General features: G+C 74.6%; 14 protein-coding genes. 6 read left to right on the top strand and 8 right to left on the bottom strand.

Going from position 1 to position 15,226, the window contains the following annotated elements; translation table 11 throughout:
- Positions 1-256: 256 nt before the first annotated feature.
- Complete coding sequence (locus AB0D45_RS22825) at positions 257-2,248, bottom strand: AAA family ATPase (protein WP_362461937.1); 1,992 nt, start codon at positions 2,246-2,248, stop codon at positions 257-259.
- Positions 2,249-2,695: 447 nt separating this feature from the next.
- On the opposite strand from AB0D45_RS22825, the gene AB0D45_RS22820 reads away from it, so the two are divergent.
- The gene (locus AB0D45_RS22820; RefSeq protein ID WP_361603723.1) at positions 2,696-2,881 is read left to right on the top strand and encodes a hypothetical protein; all 186 of its coding nucleotides are present in this window, start codon (positions 2,696-2,698) and stop codon (positions 2,879-2,881) included.
- 88 nt (positions 2,882-2,969) lie between these two features.
- The gene (locus AB0D45_RS22815) at positions 2,970-3,794 is read left to right on the top strand and encodes a glycosyltransferase 87 family protein (RefSeq protein WP_362461931.1); all 825 of its coding nucleotides are present in this window, start codon (positions 2,970-2,972) and stop codon (positions 3,792-3,794) included.
- Here AB0D45_RS22815 and AB0D45_RS22810 read toward each other — a convergent pair.
- The gene (locus AB0D45_RS22810; protein ID WP_361603717.1) at positions 3,760-5,403 is read right to left on the bottom strand and encodes a DNA repair helicase XPB; all 1,644 of its coding nucleotides are present in this window, start codon (positions 5,401-5,403) and stop codon (positions 3,760-3,762) included. The genes AB0D45_RS22815 and AB0D45_RS22810 overlap by 35 nt on opposite strands.
- 175 nt (positions 5,404-5,578) lie before the next feature.
- On the opposite strand from AB0D45_RS22810, the gene AB0D45_RS22805 reads away from it, so the two are divergent.
- Positions 5,579-6,046 (top strand): N-acetyltransferase, encoded by a 468-nt coding sequence (locus tag AB0D45_RS22805; protein WP_362461927.1) that lies wholly within the window; start codon positions 5,579-5,581, stop codon positions 6,044-6,046.
- Here AB0D45_RS22805 and AB0D45_RS22800 read toward each other — a convergent pair.
- Together AB0D45_RS22800 and AB0D45_RS22795 are read right to left on the bottom strand one after the other, a co-directional pair.
- Positions 6,031-6,657 carry a DUF4291 domain-containing protein gene (locus AB0D45_RS22800; protein WP_362461924.1) on the bottom strand — a complete coding sequence of 209 codons (627 nt, stop codon included), beginning with the start codon at positions 6,655-6,657 and terminating at the stop codon, positions 6,031-6,033. The two genes, AB0D45_RS22805 and AB0D45_RS22800, sit on opposite strands and share 16 nt — an antisense overlap.
- 79 nt (positions 6,658-6,736) lie before the next feature.
- Positions 6,737-9,205, bottom strand: a complete 2,469-nt coding sequence (locus AB0D45_RS22795; protein WP_362461921.1) for a helicase C-terminal domain-containing protein — start codon at positions 9,203-9,205, stop codon at positions 6,737-6,739.
- Between the two features lie 63 nt (positions 9,206-9,268).
- Here AB0D45_RS22795 and AB0D45_RS22790 point away from each other — a divergent pair, with 63 nt between their 5' ends.
- Together AB0D45_RS22790 and AB0D45_RS22785 are read left to right on the top strand one after the other, a co-directional pair.
- Positions 9,269-10,216: a hypothetical protein gene (locus AB0D45_RS22790; protein ID WP_362461919.1), complete on the top strand. Its 948-nt coding sequence runs from the start codon at positions 9,269-9,271 to the stop codon at positions 10,214-10,216.
- Positions 10,217-11,403: 1,187 nt separating this feature from the next.
- Complete coding sequence (locus tag AB0D45_RS22785; protein WP_361603702.1) at positions 11,404-12,060, top strand: HAD family hydrolase; 657 nt, start codon at positions 11,404-11,406, stop codon at positions 12,058-12,060.
- 9 nt (positions 12,061-12,069) lie between these two features.
- On the opposite strand, the gene AB0D45_RS22780 is transcribed toward AB0D45_RS22785, so the two are convergent.
- Positions 12,070-12,324, bottom strand: a complete 255-nt coding sequence (locus AB0D45_RS22780) for a hypothetical protein (RefSeq protein ID WP_362461916.1) — start codon at positions 12,322-12,324, stop codon at positions 12,070-12,072.
- Positions 12,325-12,501: 177 nt separating this feature from the next.
- Here AB0D45_RS22780 and AB0D45_RS22775 point away from each other — a divergent pair, with 177 nt between their 5' ends.
- A complete protein-coding gene (locus AB0D45_RS22775) occupies positions 12,502-12,885 on the top strand; it encodes a cold-shock protein (RefSeq protein WP_361603696.1) in 384 nt (127 codons plus the stop codon).
- A gap of 90 nt (positions 12,886-12,975) precedes the next feature.
- Here the strand turns inward: AB0D45_RS22775 and AB0D45_RS22770 are convergent, their stop codons facing one another.
- Genes AB0D45_RS22770 through AB0D45_RS22760 form a run of 3 tightly spaced genes read right to left on the bottom strand, consistent with a single transcriptional unit; the run spans position 12,976 to position 15,053 of the window.
- Entirely contained in the window at positions 12,976-13,827 is an 852-nt protein-coding gene (locus tag AB0D45_RS22770; RefSeq protein WP_362461913.1) for a 1,4-dihydroxy-6-naphthoate synthase, read from the bottom strand.
- Positions 13,814-14,539 (bottom strand): futalosine hydrolase, encoded by a 726-nt coding sequence (locus AB0D45_RS22765; RefSeq protein WP_362461911.1) that lies wholly within the window; start codon positions 14,537-14,539, stop codon positions 13,814-13,816. Before AB0D45_RS22765 ends, AB0D45_RS22770 begins: the two co-directional genes overlap by 14 nt.
- A gap of 16 nt (positions 14,540-14,555) precedes the next feature.
- Entirely contained in the window at positions 14,556-15,053 is a 498-nt protein-coding gene (locus tag AB0D45_RS22760) for a DUF2771 domain-containing protein (RefSeq protein WP_361603687.1), read from the bottom strand.
- Positions 15,054-15,226: the final 173 nt, after the last annotated feature.

Below are 15,226 nucleotides of genomic sequence, written 5' to 3'. Positions count from 1 at the left end.
CTGCGCCCCGGACCCCTGGGGGCTGCGCCCCGGACCCCCGCGCCTCGCACGCCGGCGGGGCTGGATGTGCCGGCGGCGTGTGATGCGCGGGTCCGGGCAGCGCCCGGGGAACGGTGGAAGGGCGGGTAGGGGACCTCGCCCCGCGCAGCGGCCCACCCACCCGCAGATGACCCATCGGCCCCAGCCACCCACACCCACCCCCGCCCCGCCCCTGTAACCGGCGGACGGAGTCCGGCGCAGCCGCGCGAGCGGCGCGTCAGGAGGGGGCGGACAGGGCCGGCGGGAGGGGGGCGGCGTGGAGGGTCGTGAGGCCCGAGACGGCTCGGGTGAGGCAGACGTACAGGCGGCGCAGGCCCGTGCGTTCGTCCGGCTCGCCCGCCACGATCGCCGCCGGCTCGTCCAGGACCACGTAGTCGTACTCCAGGCCCTTCGCCAGCGACGCCGGCACCAGCGTCAGGCGCGACTGCGCCGTCGTCTCCTCACCCGGCGCCAGGTACGGCAGGCCCGCCGCCAGCAGGGCCTCCGCCAGCACCGGGATCCGCGCGTCCGCCGCGATCAGGCCGATCGAGCCCTCGTGCGCGAGGGAGGCCCGGCAGGCGGCGACCACGTCCGCCGTCAGGCCGTCGGCGTCGGCGGACCGGGTCACCGTCAGCGAGCCCGGTGTCTCACGGACCGAGGACACCGCGGCCAGCCCCGGGGAGATCGACGGCAGCAGCCGGGACGCGTACGCGATCACCTCGCGCGGCACGCGGAAGCCCGCCGTCAGCTCCTCCAGCACCGCTTCCGGCTTGCCCAGGTGCGCCAGCGCCTCCTCCCAGCTGCGCGTCGCCCACGGGGTGGTGCCCTGCGCGAGGTCGCCCAGCACCGTCGCCGAGCCCGTCGTGCAGCGGCGGCCCACCGCCCGGTACTGCATCGGGGACAGGTCCTGGGCCTCGTCGACGACCACGTGGCCGAGCGAATGCGTCCGCTCCACCAGGTCCGCCGCCTCGTCGATCAGCACCAGGTCCGCCGCCGACCACTTCGCCGACTTCACGCTGCGGAACGGCTTCGGCCACAGCAGCAGCTCCTGCTCGTCCTGCGTGAGGACCCCCTCCGCGTGCAGCGCCAGGAACTCCGCGTCCGACAGCAGCCGCAGCACCAGCTTCGCCGGGTCGACCGCCGGCCAGACCGCCTTGACCGCCGCCTTCACCGCCGCGTTGCGGGCCACCGCGTCCTGCACCCGGTCGTCCGGCGCCTCGCCCGCCTGCTCCATGCGGACGAGCACCGTGTGCGCGATCCGCTGGGGCAGCGCGTCGCGGGCGGCGCCGTAGCGGATGTCGCGGGCCTGGAGCTCGGCGACGATCTCCGCCAGCTCGTACGCGGGGACGCGCCACCGGCGCGAGCCGCGGACCACCATCAGGGGCTCGGTCGGCACGGTGACGTGCGAGCGGACCGCGCGGCGCAGCACCTCGGCCATCCGGGCGTCGCCCTTGACCACCGCCGTGGCGGCGGCGTCGGCGCCGCGTACCTCCAGCCCCTCGCGGGCGACGAGGTCGTCCACGGTCGCCTGCTTGACCTCCAGCTCGCCCAGGGCCGGCAGGACCTGCTCGATGTAGTGCAGGAAGGAACGGTTCGGCCCGATGACCAGGGTCCCGGTCCGTGCGAGGCGCTCGCGGTGCGCGTACAGGAGGTACGCGACCCGGTGCAGGCCGACGGCGGTCTTGCCGGTGCCGGGGCCGCCCTGCACGCAGACGGATCCGGAGAGCCCGGAGCGGACGATCTCGTCCTGCTCCGGCTGGATCGTCGCCACGATGTCGCGCATGGGGCCGACGCGGGGGCGTTCGATCTCCTGCTGGAGCAGCTTGCTGACGGCGGCCGACTCCGCCGGGTCGGACAGGTGCTCGTCCTCGTACGCGGTCAGCTCGCCGCCGGTGTAGCCGAAGCGGCGGCGCAGCGCGACGTCCTGCGGGTCGGCCTTGGAGGCGCGGTAGAAGGGCTGGGAGACGGGGGCGCGCCAGTCGATGACCATGGGGTCGCCCCCGGCGTCGTGGACGTGGCGGCGGCCGATGTAGAACTGCTCGCCCTCGGCGCCCTCGGCCAGTTCCGCGCCCGGGGCGTGCAGGTAGTCGAGGCGGCCGAAGAAGAGCGGGGTGTGCGCGAGGTCGGCGAGGGCCTTGATGCGGTCGTCGATCTGCGCCTGGAGGACGATGGCGTTGACCCAGTTGGCGGTGACGTCGCGGATGTCGAGGGCCTCGACGTCCTCGCGCATGGCGCGCAGGGCGGAGCGCGAGGCCGACAGGTGGGCCCGCTCGCGGCCGAGCGGGTCGCCGGGGTCGGGTGCGGTCGCCGTGGCGGGTGCGGTGTCGGGGGCGTGCGCGGACACGGGGAGGCCTCCAGCTGCTGGTCTGGTGTCTGGTGCTGCGTCTGGTGCGGTACGGAAAGCCCCCGGTTTCCGTCCGGAAGGCGGCTCTCCCCGATGGGGCGGCGGGAGGCGGCAAGAGCGGAGATTGTACGCAGCAGGGCGGGGCGGCGCGAATGCTTTTGAGGGGCCGGGCGTCCGGCGGGGGAGGCCCCCGTACGGGTGTCATACCTGGGGGTGTCAGACCTTGGTCAGGGCTTCTCGGGGGTGCCGTGGGCCGTGAGGAGGACGCGGGGGGCCCGCAGGTTCCGTCCTGAGGGCGATGTGCGACGAGGGGCGGAAACGCACCATGGATCCATGAGCACCGCAACCTTCGCCCCGGTCCAGGGCGGCCGCCCGAAAGGCGCCGCCGACACCTCCGACCACCGTTCCCGCCACCGCGTCGGCGACGTCCTGCGCGCGGCGAGGGTCTTCGCCGCCGCCGCCGTGAGCGTGGTCGTGCTGGGTGAGTACGCCGAGGACACCGGCCTCATACGCCGCTGATCCCGGGCCGGCCCGCGCGCTCACGGCCCGTGCGAGCCGTGGCCTGAACTCGGCGGGGGTGGGCGGTTGATCCACTAGGGTCACGCGCGTGACCCGCAGCTCCACTTCCGCTTCTTCGCCGTCGCCGCTCGCAGGCGTGCTGGTCACAGCCCCGCTGCTGGTGCTGGGCGTGCTGGGCATCGCCCTGCGCATCCCGACGGCGGACGCCGTCCTCAGCGGCTTCTCCGCCGCCGACTGGCATCCGCCCTCCGCCTATCCGCCGTTCGCCGCGATCCTCTTCACGCCCGCCGCCTGGCTGCCGGCCGGTGTGCTCAAGGCCGTCCTCGTCCTCGGGAACGCCGGCCTGCTCGCCCTGCTGGTCCTGCTCTCCTGCCGCCTCGCGGGAGTACGGACCCGGCGGGGGCCCGTCCTGGCCGCCACCATCGCCGGGCTGTGGCTGGAGCCCCTGTTCCAGAGTCCGCTGCCCGCCCAGATCAACCTGGCGCTCGCCTGCCTCGCCGTGTGGGACCTGGGCCGGGCGCACGCCGCGCTCGGCAAGGGCTTCGCCCTGGGCACCGCCGCCGGGATCACCCTGACCCCGGCGCTGTGCATCCCGTACCTGCTGCTGACCCGGCGCGTCCGGGCCGCCCTGACCGCCCTCGCCGGCTTCGCCGGCACCGCCCTGCTCGGCCTGGTGGTGCTCCCGGAGGCCTCCGCCGACTTCTGGGCCCGGCACCTGCACGGGAGCGGCCGGGCCCTGCTGCGGGAGTGGCCGCAGCTGTGGGTGTGGTGCGTACCGCTGCTCACGGCCCTGGCCGGCGCGGCCCACCGCCGCCACACCGGCCGCCGGCCGACGACGGCGCGCGTCCCGGCCCCGAGGGCGACCCCCGGGGTCGGGGTCAGTCGCTCGTCAGGAGCTCGTCCGCGTCCATGATCCGGTACGCGTAGCCCTGTTCCGCCAGGAAGCGCTGGCGGTGCGCGGCGAAGTCCTGGTCGATCGTGTCGCGCGCCACGACCGAGTAGAACCGCGCCTCGTGCCCGTCCGCCTTCGGCCGCAGCACCCGGCCCAGGCGCTGCGCCTCCTCCTGCCGCGAGCCGAACGTGCCGGACACCTGGATGGCGACGGTCGCCTCGGGCAGGTCGATGGAGAAGTTCGCGACCTTCGAGACGACCAGCACGTTGATCTCGCCCTGGCGGAACGCGTCGAAGAGCTTCTCCCGCTGCGCGTTGGAGGTCTCGCCCTTGATGACGGGCGCGTCCAGGTGTTCGCCGAGCTCGTCGAGCTGGTCGATGTACTGCCCGATGACCAGCGTCTGCTCGCCCCGGTGCTTGCGCACCAGCGCCTCGGTGACCTTCCGCTTCGTCGCGGTCGTCGCGCAGAAGCGGTACTTCTCCTCCGTCTCGGCGGTCGCGTACGCGAGCCGCTCGGACTCGGTCAGGTTGACGCGGACCTCGACGCAGTCGGCGGGCGCGATGTAGCCCTGCGCCTCGATCTCCTTCCACGGGGCGTCGAACCGCTTCGGCCCGATCAGCGAGAACACGTCCGACTCGCGCCCGTCCTCCCGCACCAGAGTGGCCGTCAGGCCCAGCCGCCGCCGCGCCTGCAGGTCGGCGGTGAACTTGAACACCGGCGCGGGCAGCAGGTGCACCTCGTCGTAGAGGATCAGCCCCCAGTCGCGGGAGTCGAACAGCTCCAGGTGCGGGTAGACGCCCTTCCGCTTGGTCGTCAGCACCTGGTACGTGGCGATCGTGACGGGCCGGATCTCCTTGCGGGTGCCGGAGTACTCGCCGATCTCGTCCTCCGTGAGGGAGGTCCGCCGCACCAGCTCGTGCTTCCACTGCCGCGCCGAGACGGTGTTGGTGACCAGGATCAGCGTCGTCGCCTTCGCCTTGGCCATCGCACCGGCTCCGACGAGCGTCTTGCCCGCGCCGCAGGGCAGGACGACCACACCGGAGCCGCCGTGCCAGAAGCCCTCGACGGCCTGCGCCTGGTAGGGGCGCAGCGCCCAGCCGTTCTCCTCGAGCTCGATCGGGTGCGCCTCGCCGTCGACGTACCCGGCGAGGTCCTCGGCCGGCCAGCCCAGCTTGAGCAGGGTCTGCTTGATCTGCCCCCGCTCCGACGGGTGCACGGCCACGGTGTCGGCGTCGAGCCGGGCGCCGACCAGCGGGGCGACCCGCTTCGAGCGCAGGATCTCCTCCAGCACGGGCCGGTCGGTGCTGGTCAGCACCAGCCCGTGGACGGGGTGCTTGGACAGGGTGAGCCGCCCGTAGCGGGCCATGGTCTCGGCGACGTCGACCAGCAGCGCGTGCGGGACGGGGTAGCGGGAGTACTCGACGAGCGCGTCGACGACCTGCTCGGCGTCGTGCCCGGCGGCCCGGGCGTTCCACAGGCCGAGCGGGGTGATCCGGTAGGTGTGGATGTGCTCGGGGGCCCGCTCCAGCTCGGCGAAGGGTGCGATGGCCCGGCGCGCGGCGCCGGCGAGCTCGTGGTCGACCTCGAGAAGGAGGGTCTTGTCGCTCTGGACGATGAGGGGCCCGTTCACCTGGCTGCGTCCCTTCCGCAATGGGTCAAACGTCCAGTGTGCCTCATCAGGGGGCGTTCGGGCCCCTGAGGAGCAGGGCGGGACGGCCGTGGAATCCCCCGGGCACACGCCGTCCGGCCGGGGGCCCGGCGGAAAACCGCTGACACCGGTCCGGGCGCGAACGTACCGTCCCGGCATGAGTGAAGATCAGCAGCCCTTCGTCCCCGAGGACTTCGACGTGCCGCGCACGCTCGCCGGCGACGGCTTCCGGCTGGAGCCGCTCGGGCCGGAGCACAACGCGCGGGACCTCGCCGCCTGGAGCGGGAGCATCGCGCACATCCGGGCCACGCCCGGCTTCGCGGGCCGCCACTGGCCGCCGCCGGAGGGGATGTCCGCCGAGGCGAACCTGGCCGACCTGGAGCGGCACGCCCGGGACTTCGCGGAGCGGCGCGGGTTCACGTACAGCGTCCTGGAAGGGGACGCGGAGGTCGTCGGCTGCCTGTACGTCTATCCGGCGAAGGAGCAGCCCGGGCGGGTGCACGTCAGCTCCTGGGTGCGCGAGGACCGGGCGCACCTCGACGCCGCCGTGTACGGAGCCGTGAGCGCGTGGCTGCGCGAGGCGTGGCCCTTCGACCACGCGCGGACCGACTACGCGCCGAGGTGAGGCAGCGGGCCCGCCGGGTAGGGGGGCTCGGCCGGCAGCAGCGCGCGCGCCGCTTCGGTGTCGCCCGCGCGGACCAGGGCGTGGATCCGGCGGGCCAGCGGGGTGACGTCGCGGATGGACACCGTCCACTCGTCGGCGTAGGCCCGTGACGCCTCCCCCGACAGGCCCAGTTGCAGGGACCGGTGGGGCAGCGGGTTCAGGTGCAGGTCCCGCTCCGGGTCCCACTGCACCCGGGCCGGGGAACCGGCCAGGGACGCCTTCCACGCCTCCCGGTCCGGGTGGACGCCGGGCACGTAGTGGGACAGGCAGGCGCGGGCGAGGGCCCGGTCGAAGCCCGCACGGGTGATCTCGACCGCCAGCACGGTCTCCTGGTCGGCCTTCGTGGCCCAGCCGCAGCGGTACATCATCCACAGGAACGACGGCTTGACCCACGTCATCCGCTCCCGCTTCCAGGCGGGCGGGAAACGCCCGTCGCGGGCGGCGGGCAGGCCGAGGCGGGGAGCGTAGGCCTGGTAGACGGTGATCGTGGACGCGGTGTGGGCGGCGCGGATCCCGTACCGGGGGAGGGCCGGCCCGGGTGCGGGCACGACGTGGGGCGTGGCTTCGGACATGCCGCCAGGGTGCCGTGCGACCCGCCCGCCGACCAGCGGTTTTCCGGCGGGCGGCGTCTCCCGCGCGGCGGGGAACCCCCTAGACCTGGTCCTCCGCCAGCTCCGCCACCCCCGTGATGCGGTGCAGGGCGTACGTGCGGACCTCGTCCGCCGTGTGGTCGTAGCCCGTGACGAAGCCGCCCTCCACCCGGACCGGGGCGATCACCCGCTGGCTCGCCGCGCCGTCGGCGTTCACGTACCCGATCCACACCGCCGACCCCGTCAGCGCCGCCGCCTGCACCGTGGCCAGCGTCTCCGCCGCGCTGGTGCGCGGCAGCTCCCCCGGGACCCCGGCCGACGCGGCGGCCGGCTCCTTGCGGACCGCCGTCGCCGCCAGGTCGCCCGCACGGATCGCCCGTACCGCCGCGCCCAGCAGCGTCGCGTCCGGCACCGGCGGCCCGTCCGGCACCGGAACCGGCGCCGAACGCGCCGGGGTGCGGTGCGCGTCCGCCCGCGCCACCAGCACGTCACCGGTCCGCGACTCCGCCGCCGGGGCGTAACCCATCGCCCGCAGCCCCTCCAGCAGGGCGCCCGGGTCCGCCTGGGCCGCCAGCACCGTCGGCGCCAGACGCCGCAGGCCCAGCGGGGCCGACCGCTTGTCGGCCATGATCTCGCCCAGCATGGCGTCGTCGTCGCACCGCACGTACGAGGACGCCGCGCCCACCCGCAGGTGCCCGTGCCGCCGGGCCACGTCGTCGATCAGGTACGCGAGGGGCTGCGGCACCGGCGTACGGCTGTGCTCGGCGAGGAAGGCGTGCAGGTCGGAAGCCGCGTGCCCGGAGTCCAGCGCCCGCCGCACCGAACCCGGCGTGAACCGGTACACCGTCGCCCCGCCCTTGGACTCCACGTCCGCGAGCACGGCCAGGGTCTCCGCCAGCGGCCGCAGCAGCGGCCCGGGCGCCACCGCCGTCAGGTCGGCCTGCAACAGCACGTGGTCCACCGGCTCCGGCAGCAGCGGGGCCAGCAGCGCCGCCGGATCCCGGTGCTCCAGCAGGGCGCGGCCGAAGACGCTGAGCGCACCCCGGCCGGTGACACCCAGCACCTCGGCCTCGTGCAGCGCCCAGTGCGCGAGCCGGGCCCGCAGGTCGCCCGTACCGCGCGCCGGCCGCTCCCACGCCAGCCGCTCCAGCACCACCTCCGGGTCGGGCACCCCGCCCTCGGGCAGCTCGCCCAGCAGGTCCAGGACCCGGCGGCGCACCTCGGGCGCGGCCGACCGGTCCAGGTCCGGGCCGAGCGCGGACAGCGTGCGGCCCTTGGCGTCCTGCTCCCCGACCAGCCCGGCCGTGCGGGTGGCCGCCATCCAGGCCGCCGCCAGCACCGACCACCGCTCGGCGGGCGGCAGCTCGCGCCAGTCGTCGAAGGCGGGCGTGGGCGCGTACCGCTCGTCGGCCTCCCCGTCACTGGCCAGCAGCCCCGCCGCGTACGCGAGTTCGATCCAGAACGCCGCCTGCTGCTCGGTGGTGTCCAGCGCGGCCGCCGTCCGCTTGAGGTCCCGCACCGCCAGCCCGCCCGCCCGCAGCACCAGCGGCCCGGCGTGCTCCCAGGACTTCACCAACTCCTCGACGGTCGCCAGCGCGGCCAGCGCCTGCCCCGCCGCGTTCGCGTCCACAAGCTGTGGACGGTGCTCCCGGTGCACGCCCACCGGCGGCGCGAGCGGCTCCGTCCGCCGGTGCGCGAGCCCGCCGCGCAGGTGCAGCGCCACCTCCCGGGGCAGTACGACCGTCCGCGGCGAAGCCGGCAGCAGCAGCCCCCGGTCACGCAGCCAGCGCACCGGCGGCGTCGGATTCGGGGTCACCTCCCCGTACGGCGGCCCCCACACGAGCCGCCCCAGCACCTGGTGCGCCTCCGCCGGAGCCTCGTCCAGCAGCGCCGACATGCGCTCCGGGTCGGTGAACAGCCCGGTCAGCGCGGCCACCGCCGACACCGGGTCGTGCGTCGCGGGCAGCCCGGCCGCCGCCACGATCTCCTGGATCCGGGTCGGCGACATGCCCGCCGTCGCCTCCGCCACGGTCGGCCCCAGCCCGGTCGGCGAGGGCCGCTGCGAGGACGGGGCGAGCAGCTCCCGGGCGGTGCGCACCAGCCGCAGCCGGTCCTCGTCCCCCCACACCAGAGCCTGGTCGCGCAGGGTGCCCAGGGCCCGGGGGAGCGCGTCGCGGGCCGCCCCGTCCTCCGCGCCGGAGCCGGCCAGCAGCCCCTCCAGCACCGGGTACGGGCACGGGTCCGGGGCCACCGCGAGGGCCTCCGCCGTCTGGAGCGCGAACCGGTCCAGGCGGTCCAGGGCGCGCACCACCGACGCCCGGGTGCCGGCCCGGGTCGCCAGCTGGGTGACGTCGCCGGGCACCGGGTTCAGCAGATCGGGGCGGGCGTGCAGCAGGGCGGCCAGCGCCACGTCGTCGCGGGCGCGGAGCGCCTCGGCGAGGGAGCGCGGGGCGTTCGCCGCAGCGGTGCTTGCCTCGGGCACGTTGGTCGCCTCCTGGTCACGCCGGCCGGACCGCCGTCCGGTCCCCATCCGGCCAACGGTATCCGCTGCGCCGTCGGCCGCTCCACGGACGCACGCGCTACCGTCGGGGGCGTGGGGATCGAGAGCGACCATCTGGTCTACGAATATCTGAGCCGCGTCGGGGACTTGGCCCAGCGGCGGCAGCTGTCGTCCGGAGAGCGGATGCGGCTGGTTTCGGGGCTGCGGGACGAGATCGAGCGCCGGCGCGCGACGTACGAGCCGGACACCCCGGCGGCGGTACGCGGCATCCTGGAGCGGATCGGCACGCCGGAGGAGGTCGTGGACGGAGTGGGGCCGGCGCGTCCTGCCGCTCCGCCGGCGAGCCCGGGGGTCCCGGTGCAGCGGGGCGGCACGCCGAGCACACCGGCGGCCCCGCAGAACGTGCCGCCGCACCTCGCCGGGCTCGACGAACTCGGGCCCTCGGCCGGAGCCGAACCCGACTGGTGGAGCCTGTCCCCGGGCGCCTCCGGGGCGGGGCCGCAGGTGGCGGGCTTCGCGGGCGGCATCGAGTTCCCGGACTTCTTCCGCGAGCGGGAGGAAGAGGCGGCGGAGCGGGGAGAGAAGCCGGAGCCGGGAGCTCCGGTGACAGGGGCAGGGGCAGGGTCAGGGGCAGGGGGACTCGTACGGTTCCTGCGCGACCGGCGCGAACGGAAGAAGGCCGCCGCGCCGGAGGCCCGGGAACCCCGGCCCCGCCCCCACGCGTTCCTCCTGCTGGCGGCGGCGCTGCTCCTCGCGGGGGCGCTCACCGGGTACTGGCTGCTGCTCGGGGCCGGCGCGCTGGTGGCGTACGCCTCCCGGGTGCTCGGCCCCCGGGAGCGCAAGTGGGTCCTCCCCGGCCTGCCCGCCGGGGTCTTCGCCCTGGCCGCGCTCTGGCTGTGGGGCCGCACCACCGGCCGCTGGGGCGACCCCCTGCCCTCCACGGAGGCCGGTCAGGCCTTCCAGTCCCTCTGGCCCACCCTGGCCCGCACGGCGGCCGCCACCACGGCGGCGTACCTGCTGTGGCGCTCGCGGCGGCGGTAGGGCGGGGCTTCGGGGGCGGGGTCCCCTTGGGCGGTCTCACAGCTGGGTTGGGGGTTTCCCGTCAGTCCCATCGTCATTCCGGTTCGGGCCGGTCCCTCAAGGGCGCTCCTTCGTCGCGTCGCTTCGCGATGGCCTTCGGCCACCCTTGACAGACCGACCCGCCCCGGAAAGCCGAAAGACTGCCGGGAAGCCCCCAAAAGAACGGTCACCAGGGACATCGATCAGGAGCGGCTCCCTCATGGATGAGGCGAGGGGCCAGGGGCCACAACCCCCACCCAACAGCGGCCAGAGCAGCGCGGGAAGCGCCCAGGCGCGACAGATCGCTAGGCCCTCCTCTTGGCTCGGCGACCGGCGGCCGTCTGGGGCTGATACCTGCACCAGACGGTGACCGACAGCCCGTCCGGGACCGAAAGACCAGCGGATCGCGGTGGCGAACTGCGCACTGGATCCGGCCAGTTGCCGTCCATCAGACGTGGATGATGTGCACCCGGTCGCCGCAGAGTCTCGTCATGTCGTCGACATCGGAGGTAAGCAGTTCCATAGGTCGCCTCAGACACGTCTCCACCGGTATCAAAGAAGTAGGAATCCACCCCGGTCGTGCAGGGTCTCATGCGTCGGTCCCCTCCGACGGGCTTCTGTTCACCGTCTGGTGCAGGTATCAGCCCCCGACGGCCGGCAGTCGCCGAGATGTGAGAAGCGCGTAGCGATCTGTCGCGTGCGTGCGCTTCCCGGGCTGCTCTGGTCGCTGTTCGGTGCGGGTGGGGCCGGGGCGTGGGTTGTGGCTCGATGGGACCGGACCCGGGAAGGGGTTATGGCCCCTGGCCCCTCGTCTCGTCCCTGAGGGAGCCGCTCCTCGGACCTGTCCCTGGTGACCGTTCTTTTGGGGGGTTCCCGGCAGTCTTTCGGCTTTCCGGGGCGGGTCGGTCGGTCAAGGGTGGCCGAAGGCCATCGCGGAGCGACGCGACGAAGGAGCGCCCTTGAGGGACCGGCACGAACCGGAATGACGATGGGACTGACGGGAAGCCCCCACCCCAGCCCTGAGGCCGCCCCGCCGGAACCCCGCCCCGAAACCCCGCCCCCCGGTGAGGAATCCCCGCAGAGCTGACATTTCGCCAAATAGGGGCATCCGATAAGCCAACCTCCGCTTACGTTCCCTCACCCCGCTGGAGCCTCGGCACAATGGCGCTATGACCTCCCACATCCCCCCGCAGCCCGGTGCCCCGGTCGCACAGCTGACCGTTGGCTTCGACCTCGACATGACGCTCATCGACTCCCGCCCCGGCATCAAGGCCGCCTACCAGGCGCTTTCCGCGAAGACCGGGGCGTACATCAACGCCGATGAGGCCATCACGCGCCTCGGGCCGCCGCTGGAACAGGAGCTCGCCCACTGGTTCCCCGAGGAGGAGATCCCGGCGATGCGGGACCTCTACCGGGAGCTGTACGTCGACTACGCCATCGAGCCGACGCCGGCGATGCCCGGCGCCCGCGAGGCGGTCAAGGCCGTCCAGGCCCTCGGCGGACGGGCGATCGTGGTGACGGCCAAGAACGAGCCCAACGCCCGCCACCACCTCGAGCACCTCGGCATAGAGCCCGACGCCGTCATCGGCTGGCTCTGGGCGGAGGCCAAGGCCGGGGCGCTGCGCGAGTACGGGGCGCAGGTCTACGTCGGCGACCACGTCGGCGACGTGCGCGGGGCCCGGACGGCCGGGGCGCTGTCGGTCGTGGTGCCGACCGGGCCGTGCCCGGCGGAGGAGCTGCGCGCGGCCGGTGCGGACGTGGTGCTGACGGACCTCACCGCGCTGCCGCAGTGGCTCACGGAGTACGTCCGCAACCGCGCGGCCTGAGCGGCGGCGTCAGGCGGCCTGGGACGCCCGGGCCGCCCGGCGCTGTGCGGCGGCCGAGCGGAGCACGCCCGCCGCCGAGATGGCGAAGCCGACGCCCATGAGCATGCACACGGCCCACGCGTACGGCGGAAAGGGGTCGGTACCCAGGAACAGCGGGGCCATCGTCACCAGGGTCGCCACGGCGCCCACGATGAACACGATGCCCCCCGCCTTGACCAGGCCGTCGCCGGGGCGCGCTTCGTCGGGGTGAGGAGTAACAGTCACGCGACCAGGGTAGTTCCCTGGCCGAAGCGGCGAAGCGGGAAGGACCGGGGGACGTCTTGCCAGCGGTTTCTGGACCATTAGCCTTGAGGAGGCGGGTCGGAGGACCCGCTGCACTGCTATCCGGAGCCGTTCACCCCGGCCGACCGGACCCGACGAGCACAAGGACAGAGGACGGACGTGCCTACCGGCAAGGTCAAGTGGTTCAACAGCGAGAAGGGCTTCGGCTTTCTCTCCCGCGACGACGGCGGAGACGTCTTCGTGCACTCGTCGGTGCTCCCGGCCGGGGTCGAGGCCCTCAAGCCCGGGCAGCGGGTGGAGTTCGGAGTCGTCGCGGGACAGCGCGGTGACCAGGCACTTTCCGTGACGGTGCTGGATCCGGCGCCCTCGGTCGCGGCCGCCCAGCGCCGCAAGCCCGACGAGCTCGCCTCGATCGTGCAGGACCTGACGACCCTGCTCGAGAACATCACGCCGATGCTGGAGCGCGGCCGCTACCCCGACAAGGCGCACGGCACGAAGATCGCCGGCCTGCTGCGCGCGGTGGCCGACCAGCTCGACGTCTGAGACGCCCGGGCGTCCGGGACGTCCGTGACGCCTGACGGTGCCCCGCCGCTCCTGTGAGCCGCGGGGCACCGGTGCGTCACGCGTGCCGCGTCACGGGAAGCGCAGTGCGTCCGGCGGGATGGCCGGAACCAGTCCCTCGGCCGCGGCCCTGGTCAGCAGCCCGCGGACGGCCGCGTACCCGGCGTCGCCGAGGTCGGCGGTGAACTCGTTGACGTACAACCCGATGTGCTGGTCCGCCACCGCCGGGTCCAGCTCCTGCGCGTGGGCGCGTACGTACGGCCGCGACGCCTCCGGGTCGTCCCACGCCATCCGGACCGACGTACGGGCCGACTCGGCCAGCGTGCGCAGCGTGTCCGCGCCCAGCGAGCGCTTGGCGATGATCGCGCCGAGCGGGATCGGCAGGCCGGTGGTGGACTCCCAGTGCTCGCCCATGTCGGCCAGGCAGTGCAGCCCGTAGTCCCGGTACGTGAACCGGGCCTCGTGGATGACCAGTCCCGCGTCCACCCGCCCGTCGCGCACCGCCGGCATGATCTCGTGGAACGGCAGCACGACCACCTTGCCGACCCCGTCCGGCAGCACGTCGGCCGCCCACAGCCGGAAGAGCAGGTAGGCGGTGGAGCGTTCGCTCGGCACCGCGACCGTGCCGGTGCTCAGGTCCGCGCCCGGCTCCCGCGTCAGCACGAGCGGGCCGCAGCCGCGCCCCAGCGCCCCGCCGCACGGCAGCAGCGTGTACTCCTCCAGCACCCACGGCAGTACGGCGTACGACACCTTCAGCACGTCCAGCTCGCCGCGCTCGGCCATGCCGTTGGTGATGTCGATGTCGGCGAAGGTCACGTCGAGCGGGGGCGCGCCGGGGACGCGTCCGTGCGCCCAGGCGTCGAAGACGAAGGTGTCGTTCGGGCAGGGCGAGTAGGCGATGCCCAGCGGTTCACCGGTGCTCATGGCGTTCTCCCCATGTGACGAGTACGGGTCCCAGGGCGCCGAATCCGGCGGTCAGGGCGTCCAGCGCCTCTCCGATCCGCCAGGCGGCCCGGTCGCGCGGTCCGACGGCGTTGGACACGGCGCGGATCTCCAGTACCGGCAGCCCGTGCGCGGCGGCGGCCTCCGCCACCCCGAAGCCCTCCATCGCCTCGGCCCCGGCGAGCGGGTGCCGGGCGGACAGCTCGGCGGCGCGGGCGGCGGTGCCGGTGACGGTGGACACGGTCAGGACGGGCGCGAGCAGCGCCCCGGTCGCCTCGGCGGCGCGGGCGGCGAGCTCGGCGGGCGGCAGGTGCACGCTGCGGCCGAAGCCGAGCTCCTGCACCGGCAGGAAACCCTCGGGGGTCTCGGCCCCCAGGTCGGCGGCGACGAGCGCGTCGGCGACCACCAGCGAGCCGGGCGGGGCGGCGGGCGCGAACCCGCCGCCGATGCCGGCGGAGACGACGAGGGAGTAGTCGGCCAGCGCGAGCGCGGTGGCCGTGGCGGCCGCGGCGGCGGCCGGGCCGACACCGCCGACGAGCACGTCGGCGGCGAGGCCGGGCAGGTCCCGGCGGGTGATGAGGTACCCACCGGGAAGGGTGCGCGGCTCGGGCGTGACCGGGTCCGGATGAGGGGTCAGGCCGGCGGCCGCGGATTCGGCCTCCGCGGCCACCGCGGTCACGATCAGCGCGCGCACGCCGCTGCGCCTGCCGCTACTTCTTCAGCTTGAGCTTGAACGACCAGACGGCGAGGGGCTTGCCGTCCTCGCCGACCTGGACGAAGCCCAGCATCTTCGACTGGGGCGCCTCGCCCTGGCCACCGGTCGCGAAGACGTCGGCGCCCTGGAAGCTGCGGTAGGTGTTCGCGGACGGCTCGGTGATCGGCTGGCCGTCGAGGACCGCCTGCCACTTCTTGCCGTCCTCGACGATCTCGGGCTCGACGCCCAGGCGCAGCGTGTCGCCGCGGCCGTAGTCGATCGTCTTGGCGTCCTTCAGGTCCGTCAGGCACTCCTGGACCCTGTCCATGGAGAGGTCCTTGCCGTCGGCGCGGCACTCGGACTCGGCGGACACCGAGGTGCTGCCGACGGTCACCGTCGCGAGCGGCGTCGGCTTGTCGTTGGCGCAGGCGGACAGGAGGAGGAGGCCGGCGGACACGGCTCCGAGGGCCGCGACGCTGCGGCGGGCCCTACCCGGGAAAAGCGGTGCGGTCATGAGCCGAAGGCTATCGGGCCGGTGGGCTGCGCCGCCGCACGGGGGTCCTGCGGCGGGGCGACCGTTGCCCTGGCCGGGCGGGTGGGGGCACCGGGCGGCTGCGCCGCGGGCTGGGGGGCTCCCCGGGGCTCCGCCCCAGACCCCGCGCCTCAAGCGCCGGCGGGGCTGGATTC

It is taken from the genome of Streptomyces sp. NPDC048352 (genome assembly GCF_040651895.1).
GTDB lineage: Bacteria > Actinomycetota > Actinomycetes > Streptomycetales > Streptomycetaceae > Streptomyces.
This window is presented reverse-complemented; position numbering and strand designations above follow the sequence as displayed.

Excerpts from the sequence above, each read along its gene's own strand:
- AB0D45_RS22785 (WP_361603702.1), top strand. The coding sequence starts at position 11,404 with ATGACCTCCCACATCCCCCCGCAGCCCGGTGCCCCGGTCGCACAGCTG.
- AB0D45_RS22805 (WP_362461927.1), top strand. The coding sequence starts at position 5,579 with ATGAGTGAAGATCAGCAGCCCTTCGTCCCCGAGGACTTCGACGTGCCG.
- AB0D45_RS22800 (WP_362461924.1), bottom strand. The coding sequence starts at position 6,657 with ATGTCCGAAGCCACGCCCCACGTCGTGCCCGCACCCGGGCCGGCCCTC.
- AB0D45_RS22760 (WP_361603687.1), bottom strand. The coding sequence starts at position 15,053 with ATGACCGCACCGCTTTTCCCGGGTAGGGCCCGCCGCAGCGTCGCGGCC.
- AB0D45_RS22770 (WP_362461913.1), bottom strand. The coding sequence starts at position 13,827 with ATGAGCACCGGTGAACCGCTGGGCATCGCCTACTCGCCCTGCCCGAAC.
- AB0D45_RS22825 (WP_362461937.1), bottom strand. The coding sequence starts at position 2,248 with ATGCGCGAGGACGTCGAGGCCCTCGACATCCGCGACGTCACCGCCAAC.
- AB0D45_RS22820 (WP_361603723.1), top strand. The coding sequence starts at position 2,696 with ATGAGCACCGCAACCTTCGCCCCGGTCCAGGGCGGCCGCCCGAAAGGC.
- AB0D45_RS22795 (WP_362461921.1), bottom strand. The coding sequence starts at position 9,205 with ATGGGGACCGGACGGCGGTCCGGCCGGCGTGACCAGGAGGCGACCAAC.